The sequence below is a fragment of the Kitasatospora sp. NPDC056181 genome (genome assembly GCF_042266225.1).
In the GTDB taxonomy this organism is placed as follows: Bacteria; Actinomycetota; Actinomycetes; order Streptomycetales; family Streptomycetaceae; genus Kitasatospora.
Genome location: NZ_JBHJUK010000080.1, coordinates 1 through 12,051, shown reverse-complemented (window position 1 = coordinate 12,051; position 12,051 = coordinate 1). Strand labels below are relative to the sequence as shown.

Sequence of the window (12,051 nt, the reverse complement as noted above, 5' to 3'; positions counted from 1 at the left end):
GGGACCTCAGGGCGTGGCGCCGGGCGCGACGGGCTGCTGCTGGGTGGCGCAGTGGATGCCCCCTCCCCCGCCGGCGATGTGGAAGATCTCGACCTGCGTCACCTTCCGCCCGGGGTGCAGGTCGCCGATGATGCCGGCCGCGCGGTCGTCGGCGGCCCGGTCGCCGAAGCGCGGCACGATGACGCCCCCGTTGCAGACGTAGTAGTTGAGGTAGGTGGCGAGGAAGTCCTTTCCCGCGCCCTCGATGAGGGCGGTGTCCGGCTCGGGGAGTTCGACGACCTTCAGCCTCCGGCCGTTCGCGTCGGTCTCGCTCCCGAGCACCTGCAACGCCTGGTCGGAGGCGGTGGTCCAGACGTCCGGCGGGGTGTCGGGGCCGGGCCGGTGGAGGACGACGGTGCCCGGTTCGGCGAAGCGGGCGAGGGCGTCGATGTGGCAGTCGGTGATGTCCTGCCCGGCGACCCCCTTGATCCAGAGGACCTTCCGCACGCCGAGCAGCTCCTTGAGGGCCGCCTCGATCCCGTCGCGGGACTTGCCGGGGTTGCGGTTGTCGTTGACCCAGGAACTCTCGGTGGCCATGAGCGTGCCCTCGCCGTCCACCTCGATGCCGCCGCCCTCCCCGGTGACGGGAGCCTGGATCCGCGGGATGCCGTAGTGGCCGAGGAGGGTGCGGGCGACCAGGCTGTCCTCGGCGTGGGTCTGCTTGTTGCCCCAGCCGTTGAAGTTCAGGTCGACCCCGGCGAGCCCCTGCGGGCCGGTGACGAAGGTCGGGCCGGTGTCCCGCGCCCACAGGTCGTCGACGGCCAGGTCGAGCACCTCGACCGAGGAGCCGCAGGCCTGCCGGGCCTGGCCGGCCTGGTCGGGGCGGGCCATCAGCACCACCGGCTCGAACCCGGCGACGGCCCGGGCCAGCCCCGCGATGTCCTGGCGGACACCGGGGAGCTGGTCCCCCCAGACCTCCTCCAGCGCCGGCCAGGCCATGAAGGTGCGGGTGTGCGGCCCCGACTCGGCCGGCATGGCCCACGCAGCCGCCGCCGGGCCGTCCGACGGGGCCGTGGCCGTACCGCTCGGACCGGCCGGCTCCGCGTCCCCGCCGTCGGAGGAGCAGCCGGTCAGGGCCAGTGCGGCGAGCGCGGCTCCCGAACGCAGGAGCGTGCGGCGGGGCGGCCTGGGTTGCGCCATGGGGCCTCGATCCGGTGGGTGTCGGGGTACGGCTCCGCACGCTAGCCAAGGAGCGGCCGGGAACCGGCCCGGCAGGCGCCCGCCATCGGGGTGAATCCGGCCGTACCCGCCGCCCCGGTCCCGGCAGGCACCCGGCGGGCCGGTGCCGGGACCGGGCCACCGCGGGCTACAGCGCGCGGCGCGCGGCGGCGATCCGGTCGGGATCCCAGCCGGGCCGCGGGACGGACTCCAGCAGGAGCCGGGTGTAGGGGTGCTGCGGGTCGTCCAGGACCCTGGCGGTGGGGCCGGACTCGACGATCCGCCCGTGGCGCATGACGACGACGTCGTCGGTGACGCAGCGGACGACGCCGAGGTCGTGGGTGATGAACAGGTAGGCGATGCCGGTCTGTTCGCGGATGTCGGCGAGCAGGTTGAGAACCTGGGCCTGGACGGAGACGTCCAGGGCCGCCACCGCCTCGTCCAGGACCATGACGGCCGGCTCGACGGCCAGGGCCCGCGCGATGGCGACGCGTTGGCGCTGGCCGCCGGAGAGCTGCCGCGGCAGTGCGTCCGCGGCCCTGGTGCCGAGACCGACCTGGTCGAGGAGCTCCCTGATCCGGGCGTCGTGGTCGGCAGCGGGGAAGTGCAGGCGCAGCGTCTCCCGCAGGGCGGCCTCGACGCTGGTGCGCGGGTCCAGCGAGAGGTACGGGTCCTGGAAGACCATCTGGACCTCGCGGGCGCGGGCCAGCCGCTCGGCCCTCCCTCGCGCCCGGCCGGTGCGGGCCCGGCCCAGGACGCCGACCCGGCCCTCGTCGGCCTGTTCGAGGCCGACGATGATCCGGGCAGTGGTGGTCTTGCCGGAGCCGGACTCGCCGACGATGCCCAGGGATCCGCCCGCGGCGAGGCCGAAGGAGACGTCGTCCACCGCGCGCACGGTGCCGAAGCTGCGGCGCAGGCCGGTCACCTCCAGGACCTCGCCCTCGGCCCGGCCGGTGGAGCCGGTCACGGAGGTGCTCTCACGCATCGGCGGTGCTCCCTTCGAGGAGGTCGCTGTGGTGGCAGGCGGCCCGGTGCCCGGGGTGTCCGGGTGCCGGGCGCGTCCCGGGGGCCTCCTCGCGGCAGAGAGCGGTGGCGAGCGGGCAGCGGGCGGCGAACGCGCAACCGGTCAACTCCTGCCGCAGGTCCGGTGGCTGGCCGTCGATGGCGGCCAACCGCCCGGGCCTGGAGTCCAGCCGGGGGGTGGCGGCGAGGAGTGCGGCGGTGTAGGGGTGGCGGGGGCGGTCGAAGAGGGCGCCGGCGGGGCCGCTCTCGACGATGCGCCCGGCGTACATGACGTGGACGCGGTCGCTGACGGCGGCGGCGAGCCCGAGGTCGTGGGTGACGAACAGCAGGCCGGTGCCGAAGCGTCGGCGCAGCCGGGCGAGGAGCGCGATGACCTCCGCCTGGCTGGTGACGTCGAGCGCGGTGGTGGGCTCGTCGGCGAGCAGCAGGACCGGGTCGCCCATCAGGGCGCCGGCGATCATGACGCGCTGGAGCATGCCGCCGGACAGCTGGCCGGGGTACCGGCGCAGCAGTTCCGGGCCGAGGCCGACGGCGTCGAGGAGTTCGGCCGCGCGCCGCCCGGCGTCGGCCGCGCTCATGGCCCCGGTGAGGCGGACGCCCTCGGTGAGGAAGTCGCCGACGCGGCGCAGCGGGTTGATCGCCGCCCGGGGGTCCTGGAAGATCATGGCGGCCCGGCCGGTGCGCAGGGTGCGCAGGCGGCCGGGGTCCATCGTCAGGACGTCCTGGCCGTCGACCAGTACGCGGCCCTCGGCGGTGGCGCCGGGCGGCAGCAGGCCGAGGGCGCTGCGGGAGGTGAGGGTCTTGCCGGAGCCGGACTCGCCGACCAGGGCGACGGTCTCGCCCGGGGCGACGGTGAGGTCGACGCCGTCGAGGACGGGGCGGGCGGTGCCGGGCAGGCGGAGCCGGAGGTTCTGGATGTCGAGAGCGTTCACGCGGCCCTCCGGGCGAAGCGGTCGGCCCAGCGTTCGCCGACGACGTTGAAGGCGACGACGGTCAGCACGATGAGCACGCAGGGAAGGACCGCGGACAGCGGGTAGCCGTGCTGGATCGCGGTCTGGCCGTCGAAGACCATCCGGCCCCAGTCGGGGGTGAGGACGGGGACGCCGAGTCCGAGGAAGGAGAGACCGGCCAGGTCCATGAGGGCGTATCCGAAGTTGATGGTGGACTGGGCGAGGACGATCGGGGCGATGTTGGGCAGGACGTGCCGCAGGCAGATCTGCAGGGCGGAGTGGCCCTGGACCTTGTAGGCGCTGATGTAGGGCCGCTCGCGTTCGGCGAGCACCAGGGAGCGGGTCAGGCGCGAGACGTAGGGCAGGTAGGCGATCGCGAGGGCGATGACGGGGGCGAGCAGGCCCTCCCCGTACACCGAGACGATCAGGATGGCGAGCAGCATGCCGGGGAAGGCGAAGACCAGCTCGGTGCTGCGGGACAGCACGGAGTCGAGCCAGCCGCCGCGCCAGCCGGCGGCGACCCCGACGAGGACGCCCGCGACGGTGGAGAAGGCGACCACGCCGAGCGGGCCGAGCAGGGAGGTGCGGGCGCCGAGCAGGAGCCGGGAGAGGGTGTCGCGGCCGGCTGCGTCGGCTCCCAGCAGGTGGTCGGCGGACGGCCCGGCGAGGGCGCCCGAGAGGTCGACGTCGTTCGGGTCGTACGGCGCCAGCCAGGGGGCGAGCAGCGCCGCCGCCACGACCAGGGCGACGAGGCCGAGGCAGGCGAGCTGGAGCGGGGCGCGGGAGGCCGTGACCTTGGCGAGGCCGCGTCGGCGGGTGAGGGCGACACTCATGCGCCGGCCCCCCTCGCGCCGAGGGCGACCCGGGGATCGACCAGCGGGTGGAGCAGGTCGACGATCAGGTTCACGGTCATGAACAGGGCGACGATCATCAGGGAGATGGCCTGGACGGTCGGGAAGTCCTTGGTGGTGGTGGACAGTTCGAGGAGCTGCCCGATGCCGCCGATGCTGAAGGCGGACTCCACCAGGATGGTGCAGACCAGCAGGGTGGAGACGATCAGACCGCCGGTGGTCAGCACGGTGCCCAGCGAGTTGCGGAACACGTGGCGCCGGATCACGTCGCGTTCGGGTACGCCGCGGCTGCGGGCGACGGCGACGTGCTCGCCGTCCAGGGCCTCCAGCATCGCGGAGCGGGTGACCCTGGAGAGCATGCCGATGAGGTACAGCGCGAGGGCGATCGCCGGCAGGGTCAGGTGCCAGAGGAGGTCGCCCGGGCCGTCGCCGGTGCCGCTGGTCGGGAACCAGCCCAGCTTGACCGCGAACAGGCCCTGGAGCAGGACCGCGGCGACGAAGGAGGGCGTGCCGACCGCGAGCGTGGTGGAGACCAGGATCGCGGAGTCGGTCGCGCCGCCGCGCACCGCGCCGATCCAGCCGAGCAGCAGGCCGACCACGACCACCACGACCAGGGCCATCGCCACCAGGGTCAGGGTGGCGGGGAGCCGGTCGGCGAGCAGTTTCGACACGTCGGTGCGGTAGGTGATGGAGCGTCCGAAGTCGCCCTGCAGGACCTGTCCGAGCCAGCGGAGGTAGCGGACGAGGAAGGGGTCGTCGAGGTGGTACTGGTCGTTGATCGCCTGCAGGGCGGCCGGCGAGGCCGAGCGGCCCGACAGGAGGAAGCTCGCCGGGTTGCCCGGCGCCAGGTACATCGCGCCGAAGACCACGAAGGAGGCGCCCAGCAGGGTGACGGCCATCTCGGCCAGCCGCCGGGCGGCGAATCTGAGAAAGCTCATCGGGCCGCCCCGACGTCGGCGGCCCACGGGTAGTAGAGGTAGGAGATGGTGGTCGGGGCGCCGGTGATCCGCTTGTTCAGGAAGAGGGCGGTGGGCCACTCGGCGACCGGGATCCACAACAGCTGTTCGGAGGCGGTCTGCTGGAGCCTGGCCTCGACGGCGGCGCGCTTGGCGGGGTCGTACTCGGCGACGGCCTGGTCGACCAGGTCGTCGTAGGCCTTGTCGCTGTGGCCGGCGAAGTTCTGGTACGCGCCCGTCCTGAAGTTGGCGAGCAGGTCGAGCGGGTCGGTGACGGAGTCGTAGTACGTCTCCGGGAACATGTCCAGGCCTTCGCGGGCCTTGGGGTCGGTGAACAGGGCGGTGAAGGCGTTCGGCGCGATCGTCCTCAGCTGGACGTCCAGGCCGATCCGGGCTCCCGCGGCCTGGACGGCGGTGGCGAGCAGGGAGACGTCCTGGCCGATGGTGCTGGTGGCGATGGTCAGCGTCCTGCCGCCGGCGCCGGCCTCCTTGACGAGTTCCCTGGCCCGGTCGATGTCCTGCGCGGTGGGCGTGAGGTGCTCGAAGGCCGCCTTCCGGACGTCGTCGGGGGCCCCGGCCCAGGCGGCCCTGGTGGTGAGGGAGCCGGTGACGGTGCCGGCCCCGGCGAGGCCGGTGCGGACGAAGCCGGAGCGGTCTAGGGCCAGGGAGAGGGCCTGGCGGACGCGGAGGTCGCCGAGCGGGCCCTGCGTGCTGGTGACGTTGACGTTCACGGTGCTGAGGCCCTCGCCGAAGTACAGCGTGCCCACGCCGCTCTTGCGCAGCCGGTCGTAGCTCTCGGTGGGGATCAGGTAGCCGCCGTCGACCTCGCCGCTGAGCATCGAGTTGGTGCGCGCGGAGGGGTCCGTGAGGAAGCGGAACACGGCCTTCCCGGCCTTGGCCTTGGTGCCCCAGTAGTCGTCGAAGCGCTGGAGTTCGATGGACTGGCCCTTGGCCCAGCTGCCGAGCTTGAAGGGGCCGGTGCAGTCGAGGCCGCCGCTGGTGCCGTAGTCCTTGCCGGCGGCCTCCACCCCGGCCCTGGCGGCGACGACCCCGGCGGCGGTGGCCATGTACTGCGGGAACTGGGAGTCGGACTGCTTGAGTTTGACGGTGACCTGGAGCGGGCCGGACCTGGTGACGGACTCGACGTTCTGGAACACCTGGGCCCAGGCCGCCGCGTTGTCCGGGTTCATCTGCCGGCCGAGGCTGTAGACGACGTCGTCGGCGGTCATCACCGTGCCGTCGTGGAAGTGCACGCCGGAGCGCAGGTCGTAGACCCAGGTGGTGGGGTCGGGGTTGGACGCCTTCTCCGCCAGCCCGGGGGCCAGGGTGAGCTGGGGCGTCCAGCGCATCAGGCTCTCGCAGACGTTGGCGAGGACGGTGTTCTGCGGGTAGTCGAAGGCCTGGGTGTAGTCGAGGGTGGGCGGCTCGGCGTAGGTGGCCCAGGTGAACGAGTCGATCGGGCCCGCGGCCGGCGGGGTGGAGGCGGACAGCTGGATGCCGGCCTGGCCGGTCCCGTCGGTGCGGGGCGGGCCGGCGCAGGCGGTGACCAGGGCCGTGGCGCTGAGCAGGGCGGTGACGAGGGCGGGGCGAAACCGCCTCGGGGAGCGTCCGGCGGGAGCGGGGTGTCCGGCGGGAGCGGTGCGTCTGGCGGGGGCGGGGCGTCTGGCGGGGGCGGTGGGGGCCATGAGGGTCGTCCTCCGTTCGCTGGCGGTCGGTCAGGCGCGGGCGGCCGGGATCTGCTGGGTGATGCAGTGGACGCCGCCGCCGCCGTGGGCGATCACCCGGGCGCGGACGCCGACGACCTTGCGGTCGGGGAACGCGGCGGCGATCACGGCCAGCGCCCCCTCGTCCTCGGGGTGGTCGGCGACCGGGACGACGACGCCGCCGTTGGCGACGTAGAAGTTCAGGTAGCCGACCTCGACCTCGTGGCCGTCCACCTCGACGAAGGCGGCCTGCGGTACGTCGACGATCTCGAAGGGCCGGCCCTGGGCGTCCGTGCTGTGCTCCAGCACGGCGCGGTTGGCCCGCATCCGGACGTGGTCCGGGTGCCCGGGATCGGCCGGCAGCTGCACGACGACCTTGCCGGGCGCCGCGAAGGCGCAGACGCCGTCCACGTGCCCGTCGGTCTCGGTGTCCAGCGCGCCGCCGTAGGGGAGCCAGATCACCTTGGTGACGCCGAGGCGCGCCTTCAGCTCGTCCTCGATCTCCTGCCGGGTCATCCCGGGGTTGCGGTTGGGGTGGAGCAGGCACTGCTCGGTGGTGATGAGCGTGCCCTGGCCGTCCACGGTGATCGCCCCGCCTTCGAGGATCATCTCGGAGCGGACCGCCGGGACGGCGAGGTGCTCCAGCAGCAGGCCGCTGATCCGGTCGTCGGCGTCCCAGGGGTGGTGCTTGCGGCCCCACGCGTTGAAGCGGAAGTCCACGCCGGCGCGGCGGCCGTCCTCGTCGAGGACGAAGAGCGGCGCGCTGTCGCGGAACCACGAGTCGTCGATCGGCAGCTCCACCACGGTGATGCCGTCGCCGCACAGGGAGCGCGCCTCGTCGCCGTGGCCGGGCGGCGCCACCATGGTGACCGGCTCGAACTCCGCGATGGCGCGGGCGACCGCGGCGTACTCGCGCTTGACCTCGTCCAGGGTGTCGCCCCAGAGGTCCGGCCGCACGGGCCAGGCCATCAGGCAGCCCTCGTGCTGGGTCCACTCGGCGGGCATGCGGAACGTCATGGGAAACCTCTTCCGGTCTGGTGTGGTCTGGCATGGTGTGGTCTGGCCTGGTGGCCGGCGGGACGGGCGCGCTCCGTGCGACGGGCGCGCCCGTCCGGGCGGCGGGGAGGGTGGTGGGAGCGGGAGATCCCGGCGGCCCGCCTCCGTGGGGTTTCGGACGGGCCGCCAGGAGGTCAGACGGCCGGCGGAACGACCGGCTGGGACTGGGTGGCGCAGTGGATGCCGCCGCCGCCCGAGGCGATGTTGTCGATGTTGACCTGGACGATGTCGCGGTCGGGGAACTCGGCCTGGAGGATCGCGTAGGCCGTGGCGTCGGCGGAGGCGTCGCCGAACTGGGGGACGAGCACGGCCCCGTTGGCGGTGTAGAAGTTGGTGTAGCTGGACAGGAAGTCCTTGCCGCGGCCACGGATCCGCGTGCGGTCCGGACCGGGGAGCTCCACGATCGTCAGGGACCGCCCGCGGGCGTCGGTGGCGTTGCGCAGGGCCTGCTTGGCCTGCTCGTAGACGTCGACCCAGATCTTGGCCGTGCCGGGGCCGGGCTTGTCGAGGATGACCCGGCCGGGTGCGGTGAAGCGGGCCAGGCAGTCGACGTGGTAGTCCGTGATGTCCTGGCCGGCCAGTCCGGCGAGCCAGATCACCTTGTCCATGCCCAGCGACGTCCGCAGGGCCTGCTCGACCTGGTCCTGGGACATGCCGGGGTTGCGGTTGGGGTTCACCAGCGAGCTGACGGTGGCCAGCAGGGTGCCCTGGCCGTCCGTCTCCAGGGCGCCGCCCTCACCGACGAAGGGGGCCTGGACGCGGTCGACCCGGTACTCGGCGAGGAGGGTGGCTGCGGCCGCGGCGTCCTCGTCGAAGCGCTGGTAGTACGGGGTTCCGGTCTTGCCCCAGCCGTTGAAGTTGGTGTCGACGCCCGCGACGGTGCCCGGGGCGACCACGAAGGTCGGGCCGAAGTCGCGGATCCACAGGTCGTCGTTGGCGATCTCGACGACGGTGATGGGGTGGTAGGCGCCCCGGCCGAGGTAGTACCGGGCGTCGGCGGCCTGGGACGGCCGGGCGAGCACGACGACCGGCTCGTACCGGGATATCTCGTACGCGACCCGCGCGATGTCGTCGCGGACCGCCGAGAGCTGGGTGCTCCAGATCGACGACAGCGCGGGCCAGGCCATGAAGGTCCGTACGTGCCGGTCGCTCTCGGCCGGCATCCGCAGCCGCGGTACGGCCGCCGTCGAGGAGCCCGCCGGGGCCGGTGCGGAGGCGGTCGCGGCCCGGGCGGCGGCCGGGAGGACCGATCCGAGGGCGACCAGCGGCAGGGCGGCCGCACCGAACCGGAGCAGGCCGCGACGCGAGGGGGTGGGGGTGGTGTTCATGAATCGCTCCCCGGAAGAGGTGGGAGGAAGTGGGGTGCCCGCATCCTTCACCGTACTGAATTTTCAGTCAAGCCCTGGAGGCGCCCAAGGACGCCCCACCCCCGGCCCGGCACCGGCTGTACCCGTCCAGGCCTGCATACGGACGGTGTGCCCTGGGGCGTGCCAGCGCCCACCAGGCAGGATGCGGGAACAGGTCGGCGGAGGCGCGCTGAAATTGTGATCAGGATCTGGTGCTGACCGGGCCGCGAACCGGGTAGGGTTGGCGACCATGCCAGACCGTCGGACAGGGATTCTCAAGGCCGCCACCCGGGTGATCGCCCGGCGCGGCGTACGCGGGCTACGGGTCAGCGAGCTGGCGGCCGAAGCCGGCGTCTCCACCTCGCTCATCTACTACCACTTCACCGACCGGGCGGGCATCCTGCGGGAGACCCTGGAGTTCATCAGCAACCGCGCGGACCGCTACACGGCCCAGGAGCAACCCGCCCCGGCCCGCGTCGCGGACCCCCGCGCCGACCTGGAGCAGGTCCTGCTCCTGGAGCTCCAGGACACCACCGAGGTACGGGAGAACAGCACCGCCTGGGGCGAGTTGAGGGCGACCGCCGTCTTCGAGCCGGACCTGCGCGAGGAGCTGGCGAGGACCACCCACACCTGGGTGCACGACGTCGCCGAACTGCTCGCCCGCGCCAACCCCACCGGCACCGCCCCGGCACACGCCGCGGCGGCGGAGCGGCTCACCGCCCTCGTCGAGGGCCTCAGCGTGCGCTGGCTGAGCGGCTCCCTGCCGGTCGGGCACGCGCGCAGCCTGCTCAGCGGCGCGATCGAGACGGAGCTGGAACGCTGCCGGCCGGCGGCCGAGCCGGCCCACGGCACCCGGCCGACCAGCGGGGCCGGATTCGGCCGGGACTGAAAAACCATCTAAACTCCGCGGGACCGGTCGTGCCCGTGCACTCGTGCGCCCGTGCCGGCCCGTCGCCCGCGACGTTCGTGCTGCTCGTGCTGCTCGTGCCACTCGTGCCGCCCGTGCTGCTCGTGCACTCGCGCCGAACCCGCCGAAGCCCACCGAGGCCCGCTGGTACCGCCGGTCCCGCTGGTCCCGCCGGACCTCGTACGGCCGAAGCCGGGTGTACCCGGGCGTGCCCGGTCCCGTGTCCCACCCCGTCCGCCGAGAGAGGCAGTCCGCATGTCCGCTGACCGATCCCCCCTCACCCTGCTACCGGTCTTCCAGGAGCTCACCGCGGACGACCCGCGCGAGGTCGGCGACTACCGGCTGTACGCACGGCTCGGCGCCGGCGGCATGGGCCGGGTGTACCTCTCGTACACCCCGGGCGGCCGGCCGGTGGCCCTCAAGGTGGTGCGGCCCGAGCTGGCCGGGGACCCGGAATTCCGGGCCCGTTTCGCCCAGGAGGTGGCCAGTGCCCGGCGGATCCACGGGCTGTTCACGGCGCAGCTCGTCGACGCGGGCGTGGAGGCCGCCACGCCGTGGCTGGCCACCACCTACGTACCGGGCCCCTCCCTCCTGCAGGTGGTGCAACGGTTCGGCCCGCTGCCGGAACGGACGGTCCTGCTGCTGATCGCCGGCATCGCCGAGGCCCTCCAGGCGATCCACTCCACCGGGGTGGTCCACCGCGACCTCAAGCCCGGCAACGTGCTCATCGCCGCCGACGGCCCCCGGGTCATCGACTTCGGCATCGCCCGCGCGGCCGACGCCAGCGCGCTCACCGGCACCGGGCTGCGCATCGGCTCGCCCGCCTACATGGCTCCCGAGCAGGCCACCGGCCGGGCCGCGACGCCCGCCACCGACGTCTACGCCCTCGGCGCCCTCGCCGTCCACGTCGCCGGCGGCACCCCGCCCTTCGGGGACGGACCGGACCCCGCCACCCTCTACCGCGCCGTCCACGAGGACCCCGACCTCAGCCGGGTTCCGGCGGGCCTGCGCGACCTGCTCCTGCGCTGCCTCGCCAAGCAGCCCGAGCACCGCCCGACCACCGCCGAGGTGATCGCCGCCGCCCGAAACCACCCGGCGGTGGGCGGCCACCTCAGGTTCGGCGAGGACTGGCTCCCCCACCCGCTCACCAGCCAGATCACCCGCCACGCCGACCTCCCGCAGGTGCCCGCCGCCGCTCCCGCGGACGCCGCGACCGTCGTGGCCGCGGCCGGTGCCGGCTGGGACTCGGCCGCGACGGTCCTGGCCCCGTCCCCCACGGCCGCACCCGCGTCCCCGTTCCCGCCGACACCCACCGTCGTCGCGCCCGCCACCGACCTGACGTCCCCGCCCGGGGCCGCCGGCGCGGCGGCGTCCGTACAGCCCGCCGCGCCGCGCCGGGAGGAGCGGGCGCGGGAGCGCCGCAGACGCGCCCTCGGGCGGACGGCACTGACCGCCACCGTCGCCCTGCTCGTCGGCGCCGCCGGGATGGTGCTCCTGCTCGACGACCCGGACGGCGTGGAGGCGGCCGCCGACGACCCGGTCTCCAGCGCTCCCGCGTCCGCCGCACCCACCGCCACGCCGGCGCCCGGCGCCCCCGCGACCTCCACCGCACCGACGCCCGGCGCCCAGCCCTCCACCCCGCCCGCCGCCCCGGACGCCGGTTACAGCGCGGCCTACCGCGGTGCCGAGCTCACCTCGGCGGACTCCGGCTACGAGTTCGACCTGGCCTCGGGCACGGTGGTCCCGGCCGACAGCGCGACCTGGTACGTGAGCCGCAACGAGAGCGAGTTCCTCGTCCCGGAGAACGCCGCCGCCTACATCGGCCAGGGCGCCGGCCTCGGCCTCCCCGAGTGCCTCAAGGGCCTCGCCGGGCGCCCCGCCGCGCGGGTCCCGTTCAGCGCCGTCGAGCGCGGCGCCTTCTGCCTCCGCTCCCCGGACGGCCGGAACGTCGCCGTCGTCCGGGTGCTCTCGACCGCCGACGCGGACCGGCCGGTCCGGGTCTCCGTGGACCACTACCGCCGCAACGGCTGAACCGGCCGCGGGCCTGGCCCTGGCCCGGGCC

10 protein-coding genes are annotated in these 12,051 nt (G+C 74.2%); 2 read left to right on the top strand and 8 right to left on the bottom strand.

Annotation, left to right across the window (positions count from 1 at the left end; all coding sequences use genetic code 11):
* Window positions 1-6: 6 nt before the first annotated feature.
* The 8 genes from ACFC1F_RS26790 to ACFC1F_RS26755 all read right to left on the bottom strand — a co-directional run bounded on the left by ACFC1F_RS26790 (window position 7) and on the right by ACFC1F_RS26755 (window position 9,064).
* Entirely contained in the window at window positions 7-1,179 is a 1,173-nt protein-coding gene (locus ACFC1F_RS26790; protein ID WP_376161973.1) for an agmatine deiminase family protein, read from the bottom strand.
* 166 nt (window positions 1,180-1,345) lie between these two features.
* Window positions 1,346-2,182, bottom strand: coding sequence for an ABC transporter ATP-binding protein (locus ACFC1F_RS26785; RefSeq protein WP_376161971.1), 837 nt, complete (start codon window positions 2,180-2,182; stop codon window positions 1,346-1,348).
* Window positions 2,175-3,152 (bottom strand): ABC transporter ATP-binding protein, encoded by a 978-nt coding sequence (locus ACFC1F_RS26780; protein WP_376161969.1) that lies wholly within the window; start codon window positions 3,150-3,152, stop codon window positions 2,175-2,177. The genes ACFC1F_RS26785 and ACFC1F_RS26780 overlap by 8 nt, the downstream gene beginning before the upstream one ends.
* Entirely contained in the window at window positions 3,149-4,003 is an 855-nt protein-coding gene (locus tag ACFC1F_RS26775) for an ABC transporter permease (protein WP_376161967.1), read from the bottom strand. Before ACFC1F_RS26775 ends, ACFC1F_RS26780 begins: the two co-directional genes overlap by 4 nt.
* A complete protein-coding gene (locus tag ACFC1F_RS26770; protein WP_209413105.1) occupies window positions 4,000-4,959 on the bottom strand; it encodes an ABC transporter permease in 960 nt (319 codons plus the stop codon). Before ACFC1F_RS26770 ends, ACFC1F_RS26775 begins: the two co-directional genes overlap by 4 nt.
* A complete protein-coding gene (locus tag ACFC1F_RS26765) occupies window positions 4,956-6,662 on the bottom strand; it encodes an ABC transporter substrate-binding protein (RefSeq protein WP_376161965.1) in 1,707 nt (568 codons plus the stop codon). Before ACFC1F_RS26765 ends, ACFC1F_RS26770 begins: the two co-directional genes overlap by 4 nt.
* A 30-nt stretch (window positions 6,663-6,692) precedes the next feature.
* Window positions 6,693-7,697, bottom strand: coding sequence for an agmatine/peptidylarginine deiminase (locus tag ACFC1F_RS26760; RefSeq protein WP_376161963.1), 1,005 nt, complete (start codon window positions 7,695-7,697; stop codon window positions 6,693-6,695).
* A gap of 173 nt (window positions 7,698-7,870) precedes the next feature.
* Window positions 7,871-9,064 (bottom strand): agmatine deiminase family protein, encoded by a 1,194-nt coding sequence (locus tag ACFC1F_RS26755; RefSeq protein ID WP_376161961.1) that lies wholly within the window; start codon window positions 9,062-9,064, stop codon window positions 7,871-7,873.
* 268 nt (window positions 9,065-9,332) lie between these two features.
* Between ACFC1F_RS26755 and ACFC1F_RS26750 the strand changes: the two genes are divergently transcribed.
* Window positions 9,333-9,971, top strand: a complete 639-nt coding sequence (locus ACFC1F_RS26750; protein WP_376161959.1) for a TetR/AcrR family transcriptional regulator — start codon at window positions 9,333-9,335, stop codon at window positions 9,969-9,971.
* A gap of 273 nt (window positions 9,972-10,244) precedes the next feature.
* Window positions 10,245-12,020 (top strand): serine/threonine-protein kinase, encoded by a 1,776-nt coding sequence (locus ACFC1F_RS26745; protein ID WP_376161957.1) that lies wholly within the window; start codon window positions 10,245-10,247, stop codon window positions 12,018-12,020.
* Window positions 12,021-12,051 lie beyond the last annotated feature (31 nt).